Origin of the sequence: Novosphingobium sp., from assembly GCF_027486195.1 — a bacterium.
Taxonomy (GTDB): domain Bacteria; phylum Pseudomonadota; class Alphaproteobacteria; order Sphingomonadales; family Sphingomonadaceae; genus Novosphingobium.
In genome coordinates this window covers 48,683-74,436 of the sequence record NZ_JAIXPP010000016.1, presented here as the reverse complement: position 1 = coordinate 74,436, position 25,754 = coordinate 48,683, and the positions used below count along the sequence as shown (strand labels likewise).

General features: G+C 59.4%; 21 protein-coding genes. 10 read left to right on the top strand and 11 right to left on the bottom strand.

The features are described from left to right. The first annotated feature begins 28 nt into the window (after window positions 1–28). On the top strand, window positions 29–3,364 hold the full coding sequence (locus Q0071_RS03440; protein WP_298165310.1) for an AAA domain-containing protein: 3,336 nt from the start codon (window positions 29–31) through the stop codon (window positions 3,362–3,364). 212 nt (window positions 3,365–3,576) lie between these two features. Here the strand turns inward: Q0071_RS03440 and Q0071_RS03435 are convergent, their stop codons facing one another. The 5 genes from Q0071_RS03435 to Q0071_RS03415 are packed head-to-tail and all read right to left on the bottom strand — an operon-like array spanning window position 3,577 to window position 11,149. Then, the gene (locus Q0071_RS03435) at window positions 3,577–6,162 is read right to left on the bottom strand and encodes a DEAD/DEAH box helicase (protein WP_298165308.1); all 2,586 of its coding nucleotides are present in this window, start codon (window positions 6,160–6,162) and stop codon (window positions 3,577–3,579) included. 19 nt (window positions 6,163–6,181) lie between these two features. Beyond that, window positions 6,182–7,153, bottom strand: coding sequence for a hypothetical protein (locus tag Q0071_RS03430; protein WP_298165306.1), 972 nt, complete (start codon window positions 7,151–7,153; stop codon window positions 6,182–6,184). 14 nt (window positions 7,154–7,167) lie between these two features. Continuing rightward, entirely contained in the window at window positions 7,168–7,398 is a 231-nt protein-coding gene (locus Q0071_RS03425; RefSeq protein WP_298165304.1) for a type ISP restriction/modification enzyme, read from the bottom strand. Next, on the bottom strand, window positions 7,395–10,025 hold the full coding sequence (locus tag Q0071_RS03420) for an AAA family ATPase (RefSeq protein ID WP_298165302.1): 2,631 nt from the start codon (window positions 10,023–10,025) through the stop codon (window positions 7,395–7,397). The genes Q0071_RS03425 and Q0071_RS03420 overlap by 4 nt, the downstream gene beginning before the upstream one ends. Continuing rightward, complete coding sequence (locus Q0071_RS03415) at window positions 10,022–11,149, bottom strand: metallophosphoesterase (protein WP_298165300.1); 1,128 nt, start codon at window positions 11,147–11,149, stop codon at window positions 10,022–10,024. The genes Q0071_RS03420 and Q0071_RS03415 overlap by 4 nt, the downstream gene beginning before the upstream one ends. Window positions 11,150–12,583: 1,434 nt before the next feature. Here Q0071_RS03415 and Q0071_RS03410 point away from each other — a divergent pair. The 3 genes from Q0071_RS03410 to Q0071_RS03400 all read left to right on the top strand — a co-directional run bounded on the left by Q0071_RS03410 (window position 12,584) and on the right by Q0071_RS03400 (window position 16,593). Further along, window positions 12,584–14,239 carry a hypothetical protein gene (locus tag Q0071_RS03410; RefSeq protein ID WP_298165298.1) on the top strand — a complete coding sequence of 552 codons (1,656 nt, stop codon included), beginning with the start codon at window positions 12,584–12,586 and terminating at the stop codon, window positions 14,237–14,239. A 442-nt stretch (window positions 14,240–14,681) separates the two neighbouring features. Further along, the gene (locus tag Q0071_RS03405; RefSeq protein ID WP_298165462.1) at window positions 14,682–15,827 is read left to right on the top strand and encodes a Fic family protein; all 1,146 of its coding nucleotides are present in this window, start codon (window positions 14,682–14,684) and stop codon (window positions 15,825–15,827) included. 142 nt (window positions 15,828–15,969) lie between these two features. Next, window positions 15,970–16,593, top strand: coding sequence for a hypothetical protein (locus Q0071_RS03400; protein ID WP_298165296.1), 624 nt, complete (start codon window positions 15,970–15,972; stop codon window positions 16,591–16,593). Window positions 16,594–17,052: 459 nt separating this feature from the next. On the opposite strand, the gene Q0071_RS03395 is transcribed toward Q0071_RS03400, so the two are convergent. Then, window positions 17,053–17,997, bottom strand: coding sequence for a hypothetical protein (locus Q0071_RS03395; protein WP_298165294.1), 945 nt, complete (start codon window positions 17,995–17,997; stop codon window positions 17,053–17,055). 111 nt (window positions 17,998–18,108) lie between these two features. Then, window positions 18,109–18,657 carry a hypothetical protein gene (locus Q0071_RS03390; protein WP_298165292.1) on the bottom strand — a complete coding sequence of 183 codons (549 nt, stop codon included), beginning with the start codon at window positions 18,655–18,657 and terminating at the stop codon, window positions 18,109–18,111. 47 nt (window positions 18,658–18,704) lie between these two features. Between Q0071_RS03390 and Q0071_RS03385 the strand changes: the two genes are divergently transcribed. After that, window positions 18,705–19,007 carry a helix-turn-helix domain-containing protein gene (locus tag Q0071_RS03385; RefSeq protein ID WP_298165290.1) on the top strand — a complete coding sequence of 101 codons (303 nt, stop codon included), beginning with the start codon at window positions 18,705–18,707 and terminating at the stop codon, window positions 19,005–19,007. A gap of 3 nt (window positions 19,008–19,010) precedes the next feature. Beyond that, the gene (locus tag Q0071_RS03380; RefSeq protein WP_298165288.1) at window positions 19,011–20,054 is read left to right on the top strand and encodes a site-specific integrase; all 1,044 of its coding nucleotides are present in this window, start codon (window positions 19,011–19,013) and stop codon (window positions 20,052–20,054) included. Window positions 20,055–20,187: 133 nt separating this feature from the next. Here Q0071_RS03380 and Q0071_RS03375 read toward each other — a convergent pair whose 3' ends face one another. Genes Q0071_RS03375 through Q0071_RS03360 form a run of 4 tightly spaced genes read right to left on the bottom strand, consistent with a single transcriptional unit; the run spans window position 20,188 to window position 21,447 of the window. Beyond that, window positions 20,188–20,535, bottom strand: coding sequence for a PilZ domain-containing protein (locus Q0071_RS03375; RefSeq protein ID WP_298165286.1), 348 nt, complete (start codon window positions 20,533–20,535; stop codon window positions 20,188–20,190). 43 nt (window positions 20,536–20,578) lie between these two features. Further along, on the bottom strand, window positions 20,579–20,962 hold the full coding sequence (locus Q0071_RS03370) for a hypothetical protein (RefSeq protein WP_298165284.1): 384 nt from the start codon (window positions 20,960–20,962) through the stop codon (window positions 20,579–20,581). Between the two features lie 18 nt (window positions 20,963–20,980). Then, window positions 20,981–21,160 (bottom strand): Flp family type IVb pilin, encoded by a 180-nt coding sequence (locus Q0071_RS03365; RefSeq protein ID WP_298165282.1) that lies wholly within the window; start codon window positions 21,158–21,160, stop codon window positions 20,981–20,983. Beyond that, window positions 21,157–21,447, bottom strand: coding sequence for a hypothetical protein (locus Q0071_RS03360; RefSeq protein WP_298165280.1), 291 nt, complete (start codon window positions 21,445–21,447; stop codon window positions 21,157–21,159). The genes Q0071_RS03365 and Q0071_RS03360 overlap by 4 nt, the downstream gene beginning before the upstream one ends. Window positions 21,448–21,903: 456 nt before the next feature. Here Q0071_RS03360 and Q0071_RS03355 point away from each other — a divergent pair, with 456 nt between their 5' ends. The 4 genes from Q0071_RS03355 (at window position 21,904) to Q0071_RS03340 (ending at window position 25,704) form a co-directional block, all read left to right on the top strand. Next, window positions 21,904–22,203, top strand: coding sequence for a hypothetical protein (locus Q0071_RS03355; RefSeq protein ID WP_298165278.1), 300 nt, complete (start codon window positions 21,904–21,906; stop codon window positions 22,201–22,203). Between the two features lie 59 nt (window positions 22,204–22,262). After that, entirely contained in the window at window positions 22,263–22,976 is a 714-nt protein-coding gene (locus tag Q0071_RS03350; RefSeq protein WP_298165275.1) for a response regulator transcription factor, read from the top strand. Further along, the gene (locus Q0071_RS03345) at window positions 22,973–24,328 is read left to right on the top strand and encodes an ATP-binding protein (RefSeq protein ID WP_298165273.1); all 1,356 of its coding nucleotides are present in this window, start codon (window positions 22,973–22,975) and stop codon (window positions 24,326–24,328) included. Before Q0071_RS03350 ends, Q0071_RS03345 begins: the two co-directional genes overlap by 4 nt. 221 nt (window positions 24,329–24,549) lie before the next feature. After that, window positions 24,550–25,704: an outer membrane beta-barrel protein gene (locus Q0071_RS03340; protein WP_298165272.1), complete on the top strand. Its 1,155-nt coding sequence runs from the start codon at window positions 24,550–24,552 to the stop codon at window positions 25,702–25,704. The last annotated feature ends 50 nt before the right edge of the window (window positions 25,705–25,754 follow it).

Here is a 25,754-nt window from a genome sequence, read left to right as displayed (position 1 = left end):
CAAGCCAGACATCGCTTGAGACCTACAGATGACCGCACTTGAAAATCAGATTATTGCCGCGCTCAAGGGCAAGCCAGGCCAGAAGGCCGGTGAGTTGGCTCAGGCACTTGGAGTGGACCGTGCGCAGGTCAACAAGGCGCTCTACGGGCCGCTAAAGGGCCGCGTTGCGCAGGATCGGGCTTATCGCTGGCATATCACGGCTGCAGCGTCACGCGTCCCCTCCACACCATCTGACGATGCGACGGAGCTGGCCGACACTGATCTTGCCAAGCTCTGCCGGTATTATCTCGCATGTCTAGGTTATGACGATACTGGCGTATCGACCTTTCTGACATCCAAGTTCGGCGATCCCGACTATTTAGAGGTTCGAAGCTTACCGGCCACGCCGGATGCCCTGCAGGAATCGGAGGCCGCGAGGCGGATGCTGGGCCGCAAACGGGCCGAACAGGGACGCTATGGCCTGTATCTGGGTTATCCCACCCATATTGCGCGCCTGCGGTCGCGAAAGTCAGACTGGGAGGGGCATATGGTCGAGCCCCTTCTGCTCTTTCCAATAGAGCAAAACAGCACTGGCAATCTGATGGTCGATCTTGCCTATCCGATCATCAATCAGAAGCCCTTTCAGGCGTTCACCAACGCCGAACGGGACATGATCATGAATGAGCTGGTCCAGTTGGAGAAGGAACTTGGCATCGGCGACAGCGAAGGGCGGGCTGATATTGATGAGATCGCCATGCGGCTACAAGCGGTCAGGCCGGAATGGCCCTGGCGGGAAGAAATCGATCCCGAGGGGCTAGACACTGATCGCGTCCCAATGGCGGACCTCAGCGAGACGGGAATCTACAATCGTGCAGTGATCATCATGGCGGAGAAATCACCGTTCACGCAGGGGCTTGAAAAGGAGCTTCGTGATCTCGCCAGTCTACCGGAGCGGGATTACGTGAACACGGCGCTGGGACGTTGGCTCAAAAACCAGAAGCTTGATGAGACCGAAACCACCGTGTCAATGCCGCTGGTGCAGGTTTTGCCCATGAACTCGGAACAACGGCAAGCCGTCGCCGCTGCTTTGACCCAGCCGGTTACGATCATCACAGGGCCGCCTGGGACGGGAAAGTCGCAGGTCGTGACCAACCTGCTGATCAACGCAGCCTGGTCCGGCAAGCGCGTGCTGTTCGCCAGCAAGAACAACAAGGCGGTCGACGTTGTCGAGACCCGCGTGAATGCGCTGGGGCCACGCCCGATCCTGTTGCGGGTTGGCGCACAAGCTTATCAAGCGCGGCTGGCTGAATATATGCTGGCCTTGCTTTCAACCACGACCTCACGTTCTGAGGTTGAGGAGTTCGCAGAGGCGAAAGGCATCCACGAACGGTTGTTAGCAGAGCACACCAAGCTGGCGGATGAGACCAACCGTTTCATCGAGCTTCGGAACCGCATCGATCAATTGGAGCAGCTCGCCGAAATTGCGCGAGAGCACCTTGGCGCAGACCTGTTCGCTGCCAGCAAAGACATTGATAGGGTGGGGCTTCAGTCTCTTCTATCGGAGCTTTCGACTGCGGTCAGACGCGCTGATCGGAGTAAGGCATCTGCACCTCTGCGCATGCTCTGGCCATTCGTTCGAGGGGGCCGCTTTCGGGCACTGGCAACTACAAAGTCTGCGGTTGCATCGCAGTTTGGCGCGATTGGCGTCGCGCTACCAGCCGATCCCCGATCAGATGCGGACATAGCTGCGTTCCATAATGCGATCGATAAGAGCACGAGCCGGCTGGACGATCTGGCCAAGGCAGCCGACTATCTAGTCGCTTTGCAGGAGCTCCAGCATAGTCGATCGCTCGAGGACATCGCCAAGAGCGAACGCAAGGTTCTCGATAGCATTGCACGCCAATCGCAATCGCTCTGGAAATTGTGGCTTCGTTTGCAGCCGTCCCGGCTTTCCGTAGCAGATCGCCAGGAACTGGGAAAATATACCGCCATTCTAAAAATGGTGATGGAGGCTGGCGATCAAGGCCAGTTATCACGACAGGTTTACGCGAAATACAGCGAGATGCTCCGGAAGGTGTCTCACCTCTTGCCATGCTGGGCCGTCACTTCATTGTCCGCCCGAGGCAGGATACCATTGGAGCCGGGTATCTTCGATGTCGTTGTGTTTGACGAAGCGAGCCAATGCGACATCGCTTCCGCCCTGCCTCTGCTTTACCGCGCGAAGTCTGTAGTGATCATTGGTGACCCCAAACAGCTTTCACATATCAGCGGTCTTCAGCGTGGTCAGGATCAGGCTCTTTTGGAGAAGTATGATCTGTTGGATGGATTCCCCCATTGGGCCTATTCGCACCAATCCCTTTTTGGCCTTGGCGCCACGCAGGTTGCAGGTGCCGGCGTTGTTAGTCTGGTCGATCACCACCGATCACATTCGGACATAATCTCGTTTTCGAACAAGGAGTTTTATGAGGAGCGGCTGCGCGTAGCGACACGCTATGATGACCTGAAGTCGCCTAACAGGGCCGAACCAGGAATCCGCTGGGTCGATGTTAGGGGCTTGGCATCCCGCCCTGCCGCAGGCGGAGCGGTAAACACGATCGAGGCGAAGGCTGTTGTCGAGGTCATGCGGGATCTTGTCTTGAAGAACGGCTACCGGGGCAGCCTAGGGGTGGTGACGCCATTCCGTGCGCAAGCCAACATGATCACGCAGCTTGTGAATCAGGACAAGGCATTGCTCGCCGAACTGGTTACGCGCGGCTTTCTTGCTGATACGGTGCACAAATTCCAAGGTGATGAGCGGGACGTTATGTTGTTCTCGCCGGTTGTCGCTGGTGGTCTACCAGCCGGCGCGCAGGGTTTCCTTCGGTCGAATGGGAATCTGTTCAATGTCGCCATAACGCGCGCCCGCGCTCAGCTTATCGTGGTTGGTGATCGAGCGGCCTGTTCATCGTGTGATATTGGCTATCTCGCACGTTTCGCCAGCTATGCAGCATCGCTGGAGCATGCGACTGCAGTGGAGGTCGACGCCAGACAGAGCCAGCTTGGCGCAGCCTATCCACAGATTGCCCGGCCCGAGATGGTGTCAGACTGGGAGCGGGAATTTTATGTCGCAGCCTATTCAGCTGGTATTTCATTGATCCCGCAATACGCTATTGAAAAGTATGTCGTTGATTTTCTTCTAACCTTTGGCCAACGCTCCCTTGCGATCGAAATCGACGGCGAACGGTATCACAGAAATTGGACTGGAGAGCTTTGCCGCCGTGATCAGATACGAAATCAGAGACTTATCGAACTTGGATATGATGTGATGCGTTTCTGGGTCTATGAAGTCAGGGATGATTTGGGCGGATGTCTAGCAAGGATCAAGCAGTGGCAGGATGGAGAATGAAGTTGTCCCGCAGTGCTGATAGGCCAACGGTTTGTAGCAGCAAAGTTTTAGCCAGTATGGCTGGCCACACAGCCAGCAAAAATGAACGCGGGGGTGCCCGACATCGCACCGCAGGCAGTGCACCTACCCTGTAATCAAGCGCAACAACCCGACAGAGCTACAATTTCAGCTGGGGCAATGATGGGGACAATAATAGCCGGATTGGTGAACGCTCAGAAGCTATCCTCGTCGCCGTCCTCAGGGTCTGAAAACGTGTTGTTTGCCGGGTTCCAAAAGACCTGTTTCCAATCTTGGCCTGTTGGTTCAATTTGATCGTGTGGCACCCACGAAACACCATCATCTCTGTTTTTGTAACGATACATTAGGAGCTTGGTGTCGCCCATGTCGAGGAACTGCACGCCAAGTAGCTCTCGCTCAACGAGCGTGCCATTGATTCGAACACTGACCAAGCTACCGGGTTCGTAGACGACCAACTCGCCATCGGGTGCGACCAAATGGCCTCCAGCAGGCATGGTGCCCTCCTGCAAGCTACCATGCCAGTCCATCAACTTATCCACGACGTCTGCGGAGATTAGGGCTTCATTACCAGCCATCGCCGCCGCCTTGTTCAACCGATCCAAGAACTCGCCAAAGTCCTCGAAGAGCGATTCGGTAAGCCGCAAGCCTCCATATATGCTGTCGTAGATCACAACGGTGTCGGTTGCACGCCGGGGAACGCCGTTTTGATAGAATGCAATATTGGAGTGCGAGTCGTCGATGTCCGTCGGAGCTATGCTTTTCTCCCGAAGGATCATCTGCCGAAGCGCATCCGATACTGCTTTCCTGACTTGCGCCTGAGGACCGCTTCCGGAGAACCAAGGGTCCCTGATTTGCAGGACGACGCCCGTGGTGCTGAACTCACGCTGCTTCTTGCTCATGCGTGGATCTTTCGTGCGGAGATCCTTGTAGAGAAAGGAGTTCCCACCGATCTGGTAACCCAGCACGGCTTCGTTCACTTGAAGTGAAACCTCGGCGATAAGGCCTCGTTCGCCTGACAGAATCCTGTTTGAAACCACCTCCTCCGAAGAGGCGCCTACGTTCACGCTTTTGTGTAAGATGGGCCGCGTGATCGCCGGGTTCTTGGCGTCGTAGAGGCGAATGGAACGGTCGAAGGCGTTCGACTTCCATTCCGACACCTTCATCGGGCGCTTCAAGTGGAGGTAGGTTGCCCCCGGATAGGCTTCGCGGATAGCTTGGTTCAATGCGATGTCGCCAATCTCTTCGGCGTTGCCGCGTGCACTCTCCTTGAGCTTGTAATTCGGTTCACCCACCTGCCTGAGCGGATAGTTATAGTGCGGCGAGTTCGCCCCGATTTGGGCAATCAGTTCAAACTCCTTAGGGCGACGAATGGAAGGCTTGGCTACCTCGTAGACCTTCTCGAAAGAATCGGGCCAAATTACACCCGGAGGAATCTTCGCATCACTGAATCCAAGCTGGTCGGACTCGTCCATCAAGCAACGGGCGTGGGCAAACTGGATGAACCGATTGTCGAGGTAAAGATAAGACGGCTCAACCGATCCCTCGAAATACTCTTGAAAGCTTGAACCCAACTGGGTGAATGCATGCCGAGGCGCAACGACCGCAAACACGCCTTCAGACGCGCGCCCCACACGACCCAGCCTCTGGCGGAATGCCTTCTTCGACTGTGGAACGCCTAGGTTGATGCCAACGGTAAAGCCGCTGACATCAATTCCGACCTCCAAAGCAGATGTTGAGACGATCCCTCTAAGCAGGCCCTTCCGCAGTTTGCGTTCGATCTCGGCTCGGTCCTTCCCCTCGTATCCGCTGCGGTATGGCAAAATATCATCGCGATCGATCACTCGGGTGACCCGCTCGACCCCTTGCCGGGAATTGTGAAAGGCGATGAAGGTGTCTGTCGTCGCGTAACCAATCTCGTTGATGATGTCTTGAAGCATGCCTTCCGCCGGTCCGCCGATGTCTGGACCGTCAATGTGCAGTAGCGTGCGGGCATGGCTTGGTGAGCCATCGTCGGCCTCATCGACTGCGACAAAAGGCCAACCAGTCAGGCCCGCCATATGCTTTACTGGGCTGTGAATGGTCGCCGTAGCCGCGATGATTTGGAGTTGCGTGCGCGAGCCAAGGTCCTTTGCTGCCCGGTTCCGAGCGACCATGAACCGACGCATGAGGTATGCGACATTGCTGCCGAAAACTGATTCATAAACGTGAGCCTCGTCGATGACGAGATACCGTAGGTTGCCTAGGAACTGCTTGAACAAAGGGGCGGACACCTGCCGCATGAACCAAGCTTGGAGCAGGTCCGGCGTCATGGCTACGATGCGTGCGTGCTGAAGTGCCTCATACCTCTCCTCGGACGGGACGTTTCCGTGAAGTTCGGCCACGGCATGGGCGGGAAAGCCGAGTGCCTGAGCCATCTCCCGCCATCGGGAAAGCTGGTCCGATAGAAGCGCCTTCAATGGGTAGATGACGAGTGCTACGCCGTTGCCCTCCAAGAGTTCGCGCATGATCGGCAGCTGGAAGATGAGCGATTTGCCCGACGCAGTGCCGGTCGCCACCACGACATTTCGCCCCTCATCGATGTGCTGGAGAGCAACCGCCTGGTGGTTCCAGACCGTATCCGCCTGGCCGTGCTTGGCGAATAACCACTCCTTCAAGGCTCCTTGGTTGAACGCGGCGGGGGTGGCAGCGACACGCTCAGGCCTGGCGGGGACGTCCACCCGCTCAACAACTGTTAGCTTGCCGCTCTCGCAGAGTGCGTCGAACGCGTCTTTGATCCTCACTGCCGCCCCGTGCATCGCATCAATCCCCCTTTGGGTTCGCAAACATCGAGGCGGTGGACGGCTTCCCACCTGTTGCTTCGCCTCTTAGCTTTTCGAGTTCGCGATTAATATCTTCTAAATTATTACTGTTTAGCTTCAGGATCACGGTCGTTCCATTCAGATGGGTAGCAACTGTTGCAACGCCGCCCTTCGACCAAGTTCTCGCAAGCGATCCGGAAGCGATCAAGAGCGAGCCGGCACTGGCTACGCACAGCCCTTTCACCATGTAGAGTCCGTATCCGCTGTTAGCCCAGACGCTGCGGGAAGACGGCTTCCGCCAGGTCTTGGACGACACGCCGGGCCGCACGGCCAAATCCAGTGCTTGGTCGTCGTCAACGCTTCCTATCTTGGGGCTAGAGGAAAGCGATTTGGCTAGGCCAATTCCCCGGTCAGTGATGGCGATCTCCGCTTCCCCGGTTCTGGGCCAATACTGAGCGGCATAAGTGAGGTCGTTCGAAGCGCTATGCTCCACGACATTCCGGATCATTTCCCGAATGGCGTAGGCCAGCGTTTGAAACGCAGGCACATCGCGGGACTGGAGGAGCAACTCGACCATATCTTCGCTCAATCGCTGAACGGTCTCTCCATGATGCTCCATCTGCTCGATGGCTGCGTCCTTGATCTCGTCCACAATCAGGGAACTTATAGGGATGAACCTATCGCTGGTGTGAGCGGCACTTACCTCATTGCCGAACTTCAAGCCAAATGACCTGAAGAAACCGGCATGCGCAGCATATGTGAGCTTTTTGTGGTTCAACGCCTTGCGCCGTATTTCAGGGTGCTCCTCGCAAAATTGGCGAAGAGCGGCACTCACGGCGATCATCCATCCTGGCGTAGTGAAATTCACTTTCCCGAAGTCGAAGTGGACCTCGTCGACGCCGTTGATGGAAGCCAAATCGGCGCTGAACCTATGAAAAGATTGCCGCGAGTCAGGCACATCAACCACAATCATGTTCCTCGCGTCCATTAGATGTCCCACTTCGGCAAGCTGCGCGCGGGCTTGCCGTTGACCACGCAGTCGTAGGCTTCGAGCGGGGCGCAGTTGATGGTGATGTTGCCATTGAAGATTGTGGTGGTCTTGTCGGCGTTGCGACGCTTGCCGCCAAACTTCATCTTCTCCACGCGGTAGAACTTCTCGGTGTTCGAGGTGTGGGCCAGCCGCAAGTCTACCCTGCAGGATAGTGACGGTGCAGTCACCGCAGCAAGATCCGATTGCCATCAACGTGCCGGAAGGCCTTCGAGCGGCAGGTTAGTAGTATGACCTGCATGCGCTGCGCCGCTTCCTGCAGGATGTCGGTCATCGTCTCAAGGCGCTCGTCGTCGGAGTAAACGAGCGGATCGTCCAGGATGAGGGAAATCGGTTTCCCGTCTTCGAGCAGGAGGTCTGCGAATGCGAGACGCGTCAGGATTGCGAGCTGTTCCTGCGTGCCTCTGCTCAGGCTGCCACAGGACTCGTCTACGCCAGCGCGCGACACTCCAGCCAGCCCGAACTCCTCATTGAATGACAGATCGCTGCCTGGAAGCAGTCGCTCTACGTAGCGTGCAGCGTGCCGGGTGACAGGAGCAAGAAAGGTGCGGGAGGCATCACTTGCAGCGTCGGTGAGCGCCTTCCGCAGCACCTCAAGCGTATCAGCCTCGTGCCGGAGGCGAACCAAGGCCGAGTTGGCAGCGAGTTCCTCTTCCTTCGCCTCCGCGACGCGGCCTGCCGGACCGACAATACCCTCGCGTGCGATGGTTGCCTCAAGCGAGGCGATGCGGCCGGTCAGATCTAGACGTTCCTCTCCGGCGCGGGTCGTCGCGCGGTCGATGTTAACAAGTCTCCGCTTAATGCCCTCGATGTCGAAAGCCTTCGCGGCCTTGCGCGCTAGTTCGAGCAGCTCAAGCTTCGCAGCCCTGTCGCGCTCGAGTTCCAGTAGCGCAGCCTCCAGACTGGCTCGGTCCGTGTCCTCAAGCACGGTGCTCAGGTTCGCGTTGGCGGCTTCGAGTTCCCGCGTGGCAGCGGTAAGGTCGGCCGTCGCGATGGCAAGGACGTTTTCTGCCTTCGCGAGGACAGACCTGCTCTCGTCGTGTGTGGCGACAGCGGCGGCCTCAGCGAGCCTCGCGCTTGTCATCGCAGCCTCATGAGCGTCCAAATCGTCATCGGGGGCAGCGAGTTCTTGAGCTGACTCGCCAAGTTCTGCGACGAAGGCGCGGAGCGCGTCGGCTCCAGGGGCGAGCCCAATCGTCGGATCTCCCGGACAGGCCGCGGCGATCTGTGCATGGAGCGCGACGAGTTCACGCCTTGCCGATGCTGCGCGTTCATTGCGCGCGACCCCCGCTGAGTGGGATGCGACACCGATGGCGCGAAGACTCGCGGCGAGTTCCTCCTTAGCTGCGGAGAGGTCGGCCTCCACAGAGCGGCTGGATGACTGTGGCGGCCGGACCACGACACTGCCCGCAGAGCCAATCTCGAAACGAGTAGGGGACAGGACATCCACACTGCTCGCATCACTTGGCGCGCCGTCGATGCGGAGCTCGACTCCGACTGCGAGTTCAATATCTACCTTTATTGCGCCAGCTTCAAATCTTGCCAGCGCGGAGACTTCAGCTCGTTCAAGCTGTGCCACCTTCGCCAAGGCCGCGTCGTCTACGGCCAGCGCTGCCTCCGTCTGCAACGATCGCTCTCGCTCCTCGAGTGCTCCAAGCGCGTGCCGGGCGTCGATCGCTCGGCGAGCAGCTGCAGCAACCGTAAATGCGCGCCATCGACCTCGTGCTGTGTTCAAATCTGCTTCGCGTTGCTCGCGTGCCTTCCGTTTGTCGTCGAGTGCAGCACGCCGGCATTTCTCCTCCGCCACCGCGGCGTCGACGGCTGCCTGAGCTTCTCGTTTACTGCACTGGCAATTCTTGATATCCTCCTCCGAGCTGGCGATGCGGGCCTCGGCGGTCGCGAGCCTCTCAAGACGAGCGGTTGCCGTTTTTGCGAGCTCCTCCGCGTGCCCGTGCTCCGCCTCAGCAGTGGCGAGCCGCAACGAAGCAGTCTCAGCGAGCTTCAGGTCGCTCTCTAGCCTGCGGCGTTGCTCGCCGGTCTCGGGATCTGCAATATCCCGCTCAACGATCCGGAGCCGTGCCTTTGCGCCATCTAGGTCGTTGAGCGCTTGCTCGTAATCGCGGTAGGCGCTGTCGGCCTGCTGTCGAGCCGTGTTGGCGGATGCAAGTCTAGCCTCCGCCGCGGCAAGCTCGCCACGTGACTTTCCGGTCGCTGGTGTCCGGAGGGCGGCATAGGCGGTCTCCACGCTGGTGCGGATCGCATCGAAGCGGCGACCTCCGGTCACGGCTCCAACCTCGGCTTCTAGCACGCCGCGCACTGTGTCACGCACTATGCGGTTAGGGCTTTCGACCGCCAGGGCGCTCATCTGCTCGACCCAGAGCATGCCAAACGGCCCTCTTGTTTCAGGATCGCTGCCGCGGTTGTTGCCGCGCTCGAAACCGAGCAGTTCCTGAAGTGCCTCCTCAGCCGCGTCGCTTTCACGTCGACCGCCGCCGCCGGTCAAGCGGACATAGGCCGACTTCATAAACTGCTTCTCAAGTAACCACGGTTGCTCCCGAAGGGTAAATTCAACTGCCACACGTGGCGCGACGTCGTCGCCGATTGGCACGTAGGACCGCACCAGCTCCGTCTTCGCAGAATGTCGTATGAAGAATGCGGCTCGAAGTGCTTCAAGAAGGGTCGATTTACCTGTCTCGTTCGGCTCGACGACGACGTTAAAGCCGTCGGTGAAGCCGTCGATTCGGACCGGATCACGGAACTTGCGGAAGTTGGCGATCTCGAGTGACCTGATGATCATGCGGCTGTCTCCGCATCATGACGCATGACCTCGACGTAGAGCCGCTCCAATGCGGTCGCCGCGATGGCAGCGTCTGGGCCGCCACCATCGGCACGTGCTTGCAAGGACGCCGCTGCACCAGCGAGCGCGCCTTGCACGTCAATCCGTGCGACGTCCTCTCGGGAGGGCCTCGCGATCAGTCCGCCTGCATCGAGATCGAGATGTCGCAGCTCGTGTGCGACCCTGCCCTCAAGTTCGGACATGATCGCTACGCGCTCAGACAGACTCGCGACCCCGAACAACTTGAGATTTAGCAGAACGTTAGCTGGATGCGCTTCCGACCGGAGCTCGCCTATCTCCCGTTGCAGATCCTCGGCGCCTGAGACCTCCCAGCGACGCGAAAGCCAGCGGAATCGGCCCGTCTCGACGCGTTCAAGTGCTGGGGCATCACCCTGCCGGACGTCCACCGCGATGCATGCTCCAGGCTCGTCGCGACCAAAGCGGTCGGTCTCTGGCGTGCCGCTGTAGGCAGTGCGGTCACCAACTGGTAGATAGCCGTGCCAGTCGCCTAGAGCGAGATAATCGAGCCCAGCTGAGCGGGCCCGGTCGGGCGGGATGAGGTTTGCGCTCTCGCCTGTGGCCCCGAACTCTGTGATTGAGCCGTGCGCCATACCAATGCGTAGCGCTCCTGGTGGCGTCGGCATATCGACCATGGCCGAAGTAGGGTCCGAGGTGGTTTTTCGGTGCTCTAGCGGCGCTGGTAGCAACCACGCGTCCTCAGTCAGCTCGACAGGCTCCGACTTATCGACGATGCGGACACTGGCGGGAGCAAGCCGACGGACCCGGCTCCAAAGTCCGCCTGGACGGGCATGGTCGTGGTTGCCCGGCATAAGCCACCAAGTGACGTCAGCTCGCTCCATCCGAGACAACGCTTGCATGACGACACGGTCGCCTGGGTCAATGTTGTCGAAGATGTCTCCGGCCGCCAGGATGTGCGCGGCACCACGGTCAGCTGCGACCGCAGCGATCCGGTCGATCGCGTCAAGGCGCGCCTCGGAGAGTGCACCCGATACTTCCTTGGGGAAGCGCCCAAACGGCTTACCTAGTTGCCAGTCGGCCGTGTGGATGATCTTTAATCTTGCCACGAGATGCTCCGGCTTGGTGTTCGATCCAGCCTTAGTGGTCTGTTCTGCACTTCGAGCTATACCTACAACGGTTTAGCTGCAGCACAATCCTTAGTTAGTTTACCTAGCTGCTCGGCAAGCATGTGGTGCCAAATCGTCTCAATCATAAACTTCAGCGTTGATAACTTCGCCCAGCTGTTGCGCTCCGCCGACCTTCTCCTTCCAAATGCACAGACGATTGACGGGGAAGTGGCCGTCGCATTCCGCAACACGTTTGCGAGTTGGCTGGACGAGCTGCAACTTTCGAAACCTCTCTCTTGTTGTCAGGATGGCGCATGAGGACATGCGCATTCGCAATGCTATTCTCGAGAAGTAACTGATCCTCCTTCACTTAGAGTGTAGGGGTGAGCCGCAAGCCTGAGGTCCCAACGACAACGACTAATCTGACCTCGCGGGAGCCATAGGCGGCTTTGATCGCATCCGATTTCGCTCTGCATGTTCGATAGCTCGCCCACAGCGGCCTTTAAAACAGCGCCGCTCCGCCGCACCGCCGTTTTGCAAGTTGAGAGATGTCGGGCTGTGCGATGCGGCAAACAGAAGTTGGCTTTAAGAATTAAAAGAGTTGATCTAATGATATGCGTATATTTACTGACATCAAGTTGCTGCAGAGGATGGGCATATACGCCAACCGAGGGGCTCGCTCGCCTTAGCTCCAGTTCCGGCCGTTCAATTTGATCTACGGATAGAACGGATCAGGGAAGAGCACGCTGTCGCGTATGTTCGCAAGCCTAGAAGCAGGTGTGCCCCACCCCAAACTTCCTAACGGTGGGGCCTTCGAGGCGGCAATGGACGACGGGTCGGCGTTCGGTTAGCCATCACGTCAAACAGCGGCACTTGTGAACGACTGTTCCTAGATGCTTGCCTATGAACGCGGTCTTCACCGGACGGATACACTGGAGAGCACCGCGCACCGTTCGCTCTATCGCCATGTCCCCTGAAATCCGCAGACCCGGCGGATCGGCAGCATCCGGGTGATTGGGCGGCTGGCGTGGTAGGACTTCCATCTTCACTCTGGTAAGCTAGGCGGCTTCTGCTTTCCGCGTATGAAGCGATCGCCGGCGGTCACTGGCAGCGGGACTCGCTTAGCTGGTGATCCAAGGGTGAAGCAATGGCTAACGAAGCCGTCATGCGTTCGCTCATTGATTCCATCGGTGCAATGGTCGCCTTCTGGGACTTTGCGGTCATGCTAGACGACGCTATAGTAGGGCAGTCCTCCCTAAAACCAGCCATTGTGATCTCGCTGGGGAACCCAGCACGTTGAATGATGATTACCGTTTTCGATCTCTATCAGCCGCTTGATGATTTTGAGAAGAGAGACAGTATGGTGAATTTTCATCGGACTTTGGCCGACATAGAATCGAGCCAGACTGTCAAGCCAAGATCGGTATAGCCTGCATGCGTGCCTTAGCGAACGACACTACCATTCCGATCATCTACACGATCCTAAGTATGTGCAGTGACGATCAATTAGCGCCTTTGGTCGACACGCTCACGCAGACGCCCCTCAGCATACTTAAGATTTGCCGGGCCTATGAACGGCACGCTCCTGATCACAGTCGCTACACAGATCAGATCGGCGATGAAATTTACCGCCTCGGCCAGAAGGCACTGAATATCACGGATGGAAGCCGTCCCTCGTATCAACGCATGATAGCCGCGCTATGCAAACACCTTGGGTTGCCAGCCCAAGAGGACGATTTGGACGACAACGAGACGACTCTACTGAACCTCTTTACCTCGCAACGGCTCTCGTCGATTAGGGCGGATAATCAGCAAGCGGCCGTAAACGAGGCTCGTCATGCAGTTGCCGCAGGCGCTAACAGCTTTTTTGGCGCCGCTGAATGGCCCCCTCTAGCCGCCTGCCTTTTACAAATCGCGTTCCTCCGCTGGAGGCATAGTGAATTTGCGCGCGCAAATAAGGTAACCACGAAGGCAAGTTCGACACCCGCAGATGCAAGTCACTCCGATGCTTTGGTCATCTGCAACGATAAAGGAAACCCTGTCCTAACGATTGCCCAGATCAACCCCTCGGATGTGGACGCTGGATGGCGCAAGGTAACCAAGGATGATAGCGGGATTAGCTGGTTAAACCCTCTTCTGCAGGCTGTCCCTAGCACGGCGACGGCCGTTGAGGTTGGAACTAACAATTACATGAACGTGATTATCCCAGCTGGAACCGAATTGGTTGAGAGCGTCAAGCATGGCGGCCTTATCGGCACAATCCGCAAAATCGGCACAACCAAATTCGCTGGAGCCGCCAAACTTGATGCCGGGAAGCTTTCGGCGCTGGCCACTTCCGGTGCCGCTCTTAATATTGCGTCTGCTTTGCTGGCCCAAAAGCATCTCGCCGACATCAGCCAGAAGCTTTCGGAGATTAAGGAAGCCATTGAGGATGTTGCTGCGTTCCAAAGGAATGAGCGTCGGTCGGTTTTGACAGGGTCGATTCGCTATTTTGAGCAGATTGCCCGTTCTGTTCTGTCCGGAGAACTCTCGGATGAAGTGGTTCACGCTATAGAAATGCACGAAACCAAGCTGCTGGAGGTGCAGGACCATCTGGCCATCGACATCCGTAGCCAAACCGAAGCCCTTAAGACCCTGAAGAATGAAGAGTGGGTCGGACAGGGTAAATATATCAAGGCGCTGGGTGAACAGCAGGCAACGCTCGAAAAGCTCTATCGTGAAATGCTATTATGCCTGCGCGCGCGCGCTTGTGGTTGGCAACTCCTCTCTGCATTTCCTGGCCGAGAACAACGTAAAGTAGATCGACTTCAGGATATTAGAGCCTCGGCACTTGCCCTGCTTCCGCAGGGCGAGACAGCCGTTGCGATGGACCAGCTCCTCCGAGACAAAATCAAAGCCGTCACCAGCGCGGCAGAGCGCTCCAAAATTCTCCTGAACGAGAACGCCCTGTTGAACCGCATCTCGGCCCAAAGCACGATTGTGCTCGATAGTCTCGAAACAATTGGCATGGATATCTCCAACCACAGCACCCCCCTCTCGATAGATTTGAAGATTGAAGATGGGGTCATCGTAGCAACGCGAATGCGTTGAGCTTTTAACAGCTGCTCGCATTTACGAGGATCAATATTCGCATGGTTGGAAGTCCGGCTGTCGATTTTCTGACCGCGTTATGGTAGATGTGGGCAAGATCAGACAGTCTCAGCGCAGCAACGGACTATCCTAACCTGGTCGTCTATCGCCATGTCTCCTGAAATCCGCGGCCCCGACGGATAGGCAGCATCCGGGTGATGGGTTGGCTGGCGTGGTATGACTTCCACATACCCTCTGGTAAACTGTGCGCGCCCGGTCGCAGCGTTTGAGTTGCTCACCGGTGATCACTGACTGCGGATCTCGCTCGTTGCGGCGTGGTTGGTCGTTGACCGCTACCTCGCCGAGGCAGTGCCCCAACCAGTCGATCATGATTGATAAACGAGTCGCTTTTAGATCACGTTTGCATCATATCATGATCTATAAAGGGCACTGGGTATCGATCATGCGGTGGAACTGGGAACATTCGGACTGGCCGCGCTTCAGCTATGACGCTGAGGCGTTGCGCCCTGCCGAGGAGCGCTTCCTGCGCGGCTCCGGGGTCATCGTAGGCGCGCTGCTGCATGTCGATGATGCCGAGAAGCAGTCCCTGACGATCGACCTCATCGCGCAGGAGACGATCGACAGCTCGGCGATCGAAGGCGAGATCCTCGATAGGGCGAGCGTGCAGTCGTCCTTGGCAAGGCATCTCGGCTTTAAGGCGGACCGCCGCCGTGCGAGCGCTGCTGAAGCTGGGGCAGCAGAGCTTATGGCCGACGTGTGGCGCACTTACGTCGGCGAACTCACCGATGCGGTGCTGTTTCGGTGGCACACGATGCTCATGGCGGGGCGCAGGGACATTGGCGCCGTTGGAGCCTGGCGCAACGATCCAGAACCCATGCAGATCGTCTCAGGGGCCCTTCATGCGCCCAAGGTGCACTTCGAAGCCCCACCCTCCGAGCGCGTTGCAGGCGAGATGGCAGCGTTCCTCGCGTGGTTCAACGATACCGCACCAGCCGGACCCTCACCCTTGCCTGCGATCACGCGCGCGGGGATTGCGCACTTGTGGTTCGAGAGCATCCACCCGTTCGAGGATGGCAATGGCCGTATCGGCCGTGCGGTGGCCGAGAAGGCGCTGGCGCAGGCCATCGAGGGCCCGAGCCTCACTGCGCTCGCCGAGACTATCAAGCTGCATCACAGGGACTACAATGCCGAACTGGCCGCAGCCAGCCAGACGATGGAGATCGATGGATGGCTCTCCTGGTTCGCCAGGATCGCTCTGGAAGCGCAGCAGCGCACCCATGCGCGTGTTCATCACCTCATCGCGAAGACGCGTCTTCTTGACCGTTTACGGGGCAAATTGAACGATCGCCAGGAACGTGCCCTGCTGCGCATGTTCGCTGAGGGACCTGATAGTTTCAAGGGCGGCCTCAGCGCCGGGAACTACCGAACGATCACCGGAGCCTTGAGCGCGACCGCAACGCGCGATCTCGCAGAGTTGGTCGAGCTTGGAGCATTGCGACGGGAAGGCGAGCTGAAGGGGACGCGCTATTATCTGGCGATCGAGGCCGGACCGGATGTTCACTTCCCCAACGGAATCGGCCCTGTTTGAGGGCTGTATCTATGGGCAACAAAAATAGTTTCATTTGCAACTAACGGGCAAGCGCAGCGCGCGCACCTTTCGGCTCCGTGCCGACCATTTCCCACCCGACGCCAAGCGAACGTCTCGGTAGACCAACCTCATCGACAACGCATTGAGGTTCGTTCTCATGTTCAACATCTACCTTGCCACCAGTTCCTTCCTGCCAGACCCTGTGACGATCGTCGCCGAGAACCACGACGAGGCGGCACTGCTGTTCACGATCTGGCGCAGCTTCCATGTGAATGGCAACCACGTGGTCTCCGCAGAGATCACCAAGCTCACCGAAGCAGATCTCGCCCAGACACCGCAATTGGCCGAGCTGGCGTATTCGATGCAGTCGGGGATCGCGCGCTGGGTGGGGCACCATGCGGGCTGGATCGTCACGGCCCCGGAGGATCTCGAACCAGCCGGCGAGATCGCACTGCCGGAGTGTCCCGTTACGTGCTTTGCATTCGAGACACCTGATGATGGCCGAATGCTTGTCGTCGCCGAGACCCTGGAGCGCGCGATCGCGACCCTCCACCTCTACTCGCTCGACCAGAACGGCTGGGACGCTGAGTATAGCTCGGTCAAGGAGGTCTCACCCTGGGCACTCATCGGCCCCATGGTGACGCTCCGTGAGGAGATGTTCGAGGGCAAGACAGGTATCGCTGCGGAGTGTGAGGATTCGTTCTGGCGGCTGTTCGCCGCCGACTACACACCGCCGCTGCGGAAGCGGGACGGGAGCGTGCGGTAACGGAAGTCAGAGAGGCAAGCTGTCACGGCCAAAGTATGACCATCCCCGTCATTCTCCGCCGCCGGTCGATCATTACACACACCGAGGAAGTGACGTTAGTCCGCTCATCACTTCACCTCCGGGAGCAAGGATGAGACCCCACGTTGTTTTCTCCGAGGAAGCAGTGCGGAGTCGAGAAGCGCAGAGAGCGCACGTTCCAGTTCGAACAAAGCCTCGACGCTAGATCCTTGGATGGAGTGAGGGGGATAACACTGAACTCCCTCACTTGTGGAGATATCGATATGATATCTCTCCAAGAAGTGGGGTGACAGATTTCTAGCTCCTGATTTCCTTGTTTTTCTGAGATTTTTTCCTGAAACTCTCTCTCCATCACAAAACAAATTGCTCCCGGTGTTGGATGAAAATCTAGAGGGTAGCGATCAAATTTGCGACCGGTGTGACGCGACGATTTCTAGGGGGTTAGCAAACGTCCTTGAACTCGCGAGAGGGAACGAATGCCGGCCAGATAGGTTCGCCATCCAACAGCCGCCTCTCAAAGTCTGCAATGCGGTTCAGGTCCTTGCTCACACGTGTCACTAGCGCATCAAAGGTCCCTCGGGCCTGTTCTGGCTTGGTGTCCAAGATCCACCGCGCGACATGTGTCGCGCCGTGCTTCTGCTTCTGAGCCTTCAGGAGTTCGCGTCCAAACCACGACCGCCCAAGGTCTACTAGTGACTGCTTCGGCAGTTTAGCAAGATAGGGGGGTGATCTCGTAATCTGCGCTTGGTCCCACAGCGCTTTGAGACGCATTAAGCGAGCGTTCAGTGCCACTGACAGATCTCGGACATGCGCTTCGTCAAGTTCACCGGTGGAGAGTTGCTTGCGCCTCTGGGATCGCTTCTTATCGCTCGCTCGCGCACGCTCCTCTTCGGCCCTCGCATGATAATGCTCTGCCACACGCTGGTCGTTCACGCTTGTGAATGAAACCTTCTCGGCTTCGAGCGCCAAAACACGAAAAATGCTGCCAGAGAGATTGCTGTGCGGCTTTTCAGGCTTCATCTGGCGAGGGCCATCAGCCTGCATCCAGCTATCATACGCACGTTTCAAGGCTGGGATCTGCTCGATCCTATGTTGCACAATCCTTTCGCATTCCTCTTGGACGGGGCAACGGGTTTGACAACGTGAGTTCGGCAAGACACCCCGGCCTTTCACGAACTTCTTCGCATCACGATAGCGGAGTCTCGCGGTCGCGATTCCGAAGCACGGCCAGCCGATAAGGGTAGGCATGCTTAAAATATTCCCCTCCAGGCGCCCAGGGCGGAAGCTTTTTGGGAGAGCGACGCCACCAAATTTCACGCGATTGCCGCCCGGCTGCCAAGGATTCGCCGCATGAGCCCAGTATCGGACCTTTTCCTCGTAGCTCATCAACTCAAGGTCACGCATTGAGGTTGGAGTAGGTATTTTGAACATGGTCATGGTGCAAAAAATACATCGCGATATTGGAGATGAATAAACGCGCTCGGGACCTAGACGTTTTTAATACCCCTTGAGCACAACCTCGATCAGTTCGCCAATTCGACGGCGATCGGCCGCATTTAGGCGACCTCCGCTTAACCGACGAACGTCAGCAATCAGTTCAAACTCTTCGCCTTCGATCCAGTGCTTCAGCGGGTGGGCCGAGGTTGCCGCACGGCGTATCAGCTCAACCAGCTCGTCGTCCTTCACCGAGCCTGCTGGGAGCACCTGCAACACTGCTCGCATTGAAGCTGGAATGTTCGCACCCACGGAACCAAGCCCTGTGACCTCGTCGATCGCGTAGTATGCGGATGGCGCGCGCTGCTCCAGCACGGCTAGACAGAACGCGGCGCGGTCAATGCCCAGGACACTTGCGAGCTGATCTGCCCGGTCGAGCGGGATTGCCATCCGTCCGTTGCTCATATGGCTGAACACGGTCGCAGGGCGCATTTCGAGCTTGGCTGACAGGGCGCGCAAGCCACCTTTGTGGGACGCCGTATATGTCGTCAGTGCTTCGCGCAGCATCAGCGTGGCGCGAGAGTGACTGAAAGGGAGATCACTTGTGTTCATGGTCTCATCATCTTGAATTGGTTGCACTCAACGTGAATGTATGGTATATGCCATACATTCAGAGCATAATCAAATCGAAAGTTCCTCTCCCCGTGCAATCACTGCTGACCGAACCCGAAGTGGCCGACATTCTGAAAATGAGCGTTCGTTCCGTGCGGAACGCCCGCATGTCGGGAAGCCTGCCCCACCTCCGCATTGGGCGGCTCATCCGCTATCGTGCGGACGATCTCGACGCCTTTCTCGGCGCCGCGTCTGTCGCGCCCGACGTCCTTGGAGCAAAGCGAAAGCGGCATTCGTCGCGGGCGCGTCCAAACCCCAAGATCCGTCCCTTCTCCGAGCAGACGCGCTGATCGATGACGGTCTACAAGAAGGGCAAATACTTCCACTACGACTTCCAGTTCCGCGGCGTTCGCTACAGCGGCAGCACCGGATGCACGACAAAACGGAAGGCCGAGGAGTTCGAGAAGCGCACGCGGGAGGACGCCGCCATCCCTTCCAAGCAGCGTCCCTCTATCACTGTCGACGAAGCGTGCGGGCTCTATCGTGAGAGGGTTGAAGATCAGCCCTCGTGGCCCACGACCCGCTACATCCTCTCGGCGATGGTCAAGGGGCTGGGCGCCAACCGGCTCCTGGCTGACATCAGCCAGCGTGACCTTCAGGTCTACGTTGCCTTGCGGCGCAAAGGGCGCAAGCCGTCAACGATCAACCGCGAGATCGACGTGGCGCGGGCAGTCTGGGCATACGCTGACAAGACATGCTTCGATGTTGGCGAAAGACCCGACTGGCGCAGCCTCAAACTGAAGGAAGGCGCGCGACCGGATCGGGAACTCAGCGAAGACGAGGAGTGCCGACTCTTCGCAGAGCTGCGCACTGATGTGCGCGACGCGGTGGACTTCCTGCTGAAGTCAGGCTGGCGCCGGAACGAGGTGCTGAACCTGCGGAGGGCAGACTGCGACCTGACGCACCGCGTGGCCACGACACGGATCAAGGGGGGAGACATTGTGCGGCGACCGCTCAACGACACGCTCGTCGCCCTGATCAGGCGCCAACCTCAGGTCGGCGAGCGTGTCTTCACCTATGTATGCCAACGCACGAGCAAGACACGAACGAAGGGCAAGCGCTACCACCTCTCTGCGACGGCATTGCGGAAGCCGTTCGAGGCGGCGCTGGAGAAGGCAAAGATCGACGGTTTCCGTCTCCACGACCTCCGCCACACTCGCGCTACGCGGATCGTGCGCAACACAGGGTCGCTTCTCTCGGCCAAGGCGGCGCTCGCGCACCGCAGCATCACGACAACGCAGCGTTATGCACATGTGCTTGACGAAGACACCCGCAAAGCTCTTGATGAGAGCGAGTCCCGAAATAGTCCCGAAGTGTCAGGGGCGAATGTCGCGTAACCCGCAGAGTTCTGCGGGTTTGGGGCACCTTGCACGTCACAGTGTAAACGAGATGCTCTACCAACTGAGCTAACCGCCCCGGCATGCCGGAAGAGGCGCTATTGCTAGGTTTTGGGTACTTCGTCAATCGGCGCTAGAGCACCCTGCGCCCGGACGGCTGCTGTTCCGGCACCTCGCCGCCTACGGTTTCGACCAGTTCTTCGGGCGAAATGGGTTTGTGGAAGGCAACGCCGGCTTCATGCCCGTTGCTCCACACCACCTGACCGAAAATCTCCTGCGCCCCCCAGCGCAGCAGCACATCGCGGCCCTGACGCGGTGGGATGGTGCGCAGGCTCACGCGCGCGCCTGTTTGCGAAAGGTCGCGCAGTTCGCCATCCATGCGGCTCGCAACGGAGATCAGGATCATCCGTTGGCCGGCAGCGACTCGCGCATAGCGGCGGCGATTGCCAAATCGGTCACTCCGGTCCTTCATTGGCGTCATCGCCCTCGCTCCTCCGACAAGCAGGCGGCGGCGAAGCGGTCGGTCATGCGGCGATCCCCAGCGACTGGCCGAATCCAAGGTCTACGCCCGCACTCACGCTCTGCAGGCACGATGCCACATCGACGCCGCGTTGGCGGATCGCCCAGTTCCGGCACCAGTCAAGCGCATCGCAGGTCTCGACGAACGCCCGCCGCTCGCTGCGATTGATCCAGCGCAGCGCCAGCGACCAATCACACAGCTTGAGCCAAAGCGCGCGCTCATTGCGGAAGCTTTGTTCGATCGCGCAGACGGCCTCCAGATAGGCATTGATCGAGATCTGGCCCGCTTCGTATTTGCCGAAGGCATCCTCCAGCGCGGCCAGCACCCTCTCATAGCGGTCGGCGTGCTGCCGGATCCGTCGCTGAAGCATTTCCATTGCGAACTGCATTGCGATCCTCATTTATCTTCAAGGTGTTAGAGCAATATTCGTGGTCGTGATGTTGAGCGTGTTGTTCAGTTGGTTGCTGAAAGTGTGCAGCGAACCGATGATGGCCACCGAGATCAGCGCGACGAGGAAACCCATCTCGATTGCGGTGGCGCCGCTCCGGTCTTCCACCAGCAACCGGTGCAGCAACCGCTTGATCATGATCTCGGAACAGGGGCGGACAGCCACTGCTCCTCCAGCGCGCCGAGCGCCTGCCAGTCTACCGCCCGGCGCGAATCGTCGCGCCGCAGCGTGGCCCACTCCAGCGCGTGCAAGGTCACCGAAATCCGCTCGGCAATGCCGATGTGGTCGGCCGGCGCCTTGAAGGTCTTCAGCGTATCGATGGCCTGATACATCCGGCCTCGCAGACCGGGCGTGACATAGCCGAAGCCATTGGCTTCCCGGATCACCCGATAAATCGCCCCGTAGCTTTCGCGCACTTCTTCCATTGCGACGCCTCCCCCGCTGATGGAGACATTGTGTAGGAGCCGCGCCTTAACCGTGCGCTTTAACGACCATCACCAAATGGACCGATGATCGAGGATACCGTGAAAGGCCCGCCGCCAAACTGAAGATGGCGCTTCACCCTACTATTTATTTATATTAAACAATGCTTTATGAGGAATTTTCGGCACTGCCATGATTGGCGCGCGCGCACAAAGGCAGCGCTTCTCCGCAGCGCCATCGCCCTGCGCAATCGTGAATCCTGCGAAATGTACGTATTAACACTCGGTCGCAGCCTCCGAACCTGACCGCGCTTGCGATCAATCCTCCCGCGACGCGCCGGCCATGGGCGCGCGAGCGCGCATGATTCTGCAGGAGACACAATTCGTCACAAATCAGACGACGGCAGGCAATCAAATGACACCATCGGAGCAGCAGCCCCATTTGCAACGGAGTCGCCCATGCTGCTTGCCTCGCTTGCTCTGTCCGCCGCCCTGCTCGCTTCCCCGCCTGCTCCCCCGTCCGCGCTTGCCCCCGCAATCGCTCACGCTGCCCCGGCGCCCTGCAATCCCGATGCGATGAAGAGCATTGCCTGCACCGCGCAGCGCCACACCCCCTCGCCGCGCGCGGCGGCATCTGTGCCGATCGCCTGCAATCCCGATCCGCTCAAGGGCGCGGCCTGCCATGCCTACGTCGCACAGGCCCGCGCCGAAACCCGCAGCAACACCGCGCGCGGTGATGAACTCGCCGCAGTGGATTGAACTGCTCATGCGGGGGGCTTGCCGCCTCCCCTGCCCCCCTCTAGGCTCGGAACACGGCCATGACTGCACCTTCCATTCTGCTGGTTGAAGACGACGTTTCGCTCCGCATGCTGACCGCACGCGCCTTGCGGGAGAACGGCTATGCCGTCCGCACGGCGGCGACTGGTGCCGAAATGTGGGTCATGCTCGAAGCCGAGCCTGCCGAACTCGTGGTCCTCGATATCATGCTCCCCGGCGCCAGCGGGATCGAACTGTTCCGCAAGCTGCGCCGCCAGAGCGATGTGCCGATCATCTTCGCCTCGGCGCGCGGCAGCGAAGAAGACCGCGTGCTCGGGCTCGAACTCGGGGCGGATGACTACATCGCCAAGCCCTATAGTGCGCGCGAGCTCATCGCGCGGATCGGCGCGGTCCTGCGGCGCGGCGGCGGCGAGGGCGTCGCCAAGGGTGACGAACGTACCAGCGAAGTCCACTTCGAAGGCTGGATCCTCTCGCTGTCGCGCCGCGAGCTGCGCTCGCCCAGCGGCGCGATGGTCGATCTCACCGGCGCCGAATTCGATCTGCTCGCCACCTTCGTCAGCCACCGCCAGCGCGTGCTCGGGCGCGAACGGCTGATCGAACTTTCGCGCACACGGCTGGGTGACAGTTCGGACCGCAGCATCGACGTGCTGGTCAGCCGCCTGCGCCGCAAGCTTTCCGCCAGTGGCAGCGAACCGCCGATCGTGACGGTGCGCGGGGTTGGCTACATGTTCAAGGCGGAAGTCCGGCGGGGTTGAAACGCCAGTATCGCCTGGGATTTCGCCGCCTTGGCCTGACCGAACGGTTGCTGGCGATCCTGCTGCTGGTCGCCGCGGTCGATTTCCTCGCCAATACCTTCCTGTTCGATTCCGCAACGACCACGGCGGTGCAGCGCGACGATGCCGCGCGCATCGGCGAGCATCTGGCCCTGGCCGCCCGCGCGATTTCCCGCGAAGCGCCCGAGCGGCGTCCCGAGGCGGTCCGCGCACTTTCCTCGCGGCGCTTCACGCTCGAATGGTATCCCCGCGCTCCGCGGGTGGCAGCGACATCGCAGGATACGGCCCTGACGGCTCGCATTCTCGCGGCTGGACCCGCGCTGGCGGAAAATGGCCAGCACCTCTTCGTTGAGCACGCGCGCGGCAGCCGCGATGTCGCCGGCACGCTCGTCATGGCAGATGGCAGTGCGCTTGGTTTCGAGACTTATGCCGGCGAAGTGCGGCTTCAGCTTTCACTCTGGCAGATCCTGCCGATGCTGCTGCCCACGCTGGTGCTCGGCGCGCTGGCATGGTTCATGTTCCGCGCGACGATGCGATCGTTGCAACACCTTGTCAGCGCGCTTCGGCACATCGAAACGCCGAGTCTTGGCGGCCTGCCAGAACAGGGCCCTGATGAAGTGCGCCGCTTGATCCGCGCTTTCAACCAGATGCAGCGCCGCATTCAGCGCCAGCAGGCCGAGCGCACCCAGTCCATGCTTGCCATCGGGCACGACTTGCGCACACCGCTGGCGCGGCTCCAACTGCGGCTTGATGGCGCCGGGCTCGATGACGAAACGCGCGCCGAGCTGGAACACGATATCGGCGAGATGCGCCAGTTGCTCGAATCGCTGCAGGCCTTTGTCGAGGCTGGCGGCACCCAGATCCCGCCGCAGCGCATCGATATCGCGATCATGGCTGCCACCCTGGTCGATAGTGCCGCCGATCAGGGCCTCGATGCGCATTACGATGGCCCCGAGAGCTGCGAGATCATGGCGCGCGCGGTCTCGATCCGCCGGGCGCTGGCAAACCTTATAGACAACGCGCTGCACTATGCTGGCAATGTCCGCGTCTCACTGGCGAGCGAGCCCTATGCCGTTGTCATCCGCATAGAGGATGATGGCCCCGGCATTCCCGAAGATCGCATGGAAGACGTGTTCCAGCCCTTTTTCCGGCTCGACACCGCCCGCACGCGGGATACGCCGGGCATGGGGCTGGGCCTTGCCATCGTGCAGGCAGCGGTCAAGCTGGAAGGCGGCACCCTCTCGCTGATCAACAAGCGCCAGCTCGATGGCGAGGGCACGGGGCTGGCGGCCGTGATTAGCCTGCCCCTGCCGGCAGCGGCGAATCCCACCTGACTCCCTCGCTGTTGCAAAAACATCGCAGCCCGGTTTTTTTGCACTGCAGCACGATTAGCAACATTACGACACCATCCAGCAATCAAGCAGCAAGATATTTACGGCAAGTATTACTCTATCGCGCATGACGTGACACCAGGCAGTGAGATGCCACGCACCAGCGATCGCAGGCAGGAACGGTATCCTTAATCTCGGGCTCGGTCCCAGGGAGGTTGTTCCACATGAAGTTCCGTCTTGCCACCATGGCACTTATGTCCGCTGTTTCCGCGTTCGCCGCTACGTCCGCGCACGCCGAGGAAGCCGCACCTCCCCCGGCGCTTCTCCCGGCCCTTTCCGGCCCGTTGAGCTATAATCCCGATCCGATCAGCGTCGATGTTGCGGGCTCCAAACTCTATGTAACCGCCATTGGCAGCGGTTATTTCGGCACGCAGTCCAACACCACGCCGGGTGTGGCCGACAGCTTTGCCGATCTGTCGAACGCGCAGGTTATCGTGCAGAAGCCGGAAGGCCTGTTCCAATTCCTCGTGCAGGCCGGCCTCTACAATCAGGAAACGCTGGGCGCTGCCTTCGTGAAGTCCACCGACTACACCAGCAACAGCTATGGCGTGGTGCCCCAGGCCTGGGTGAAGATCGCGCCCTCGTCCACGTTCAACGTGCAGGCCGGTATCCTGCCCACGCTGATCGGGCTGGAAGCGCCCTTCACCTTCCAGAACACCAACATCGAACGTGGCATCCTGTGGGGCCAGGAAAATGTGATGACCCGCGGTGTGCAGGCCAATCTGACGGCCGGCAAGCTGAGCTTCAGCCTCGCCTACACCGATGGATTTTTCTCCGGCAAGTTCAACTGGTTGTCGGGCGTAGTCAGCTATGTTGACGGACCGCACACCCTCTCGGTGGTGCTGGGCGGCGCGCTCAGCAAAAACTACCGCTCCACCTTCAACACGCCGATGGTGCAGAACAACAGCACCATCCTCAACGTGATCTACAGCTACTCCGGCAGCAAGTGGCTGGTGCAGCCCTACTTCCAGTATGCTTGGGTGCCGGACCTGCCCCAGGCGGGCACCACCAAGGCGCAGAATTTCGCCGTCGGCCTGCTCGCCAAGTACAAGGTCGACGATCACTGGGCCCTGCCGGTGCGCTTCGAATACATCGACAGCAACCGCCCCAGCGCCACGGCCGCGAACTTCCTATACGGCCCGGGCTCCAAAGCCTACTCCTTCACCGTCACACCCACCTACACGTGGGACCGGTTCTTCATCCGGCCGGAATTCTCCTATGTTCGCGCCGACGACATCGTCCCGGGCGCCGCTTTTGGTGCTGCAGGCCTGAACAGGGAACAGGTGCGCGGGCGCCTCGAGATGGGCGTGATGTTCTGATCGCCGCCGGGCGGGCGGATAGCGCGCGGCGCTATCCACCCGCCCGGCAG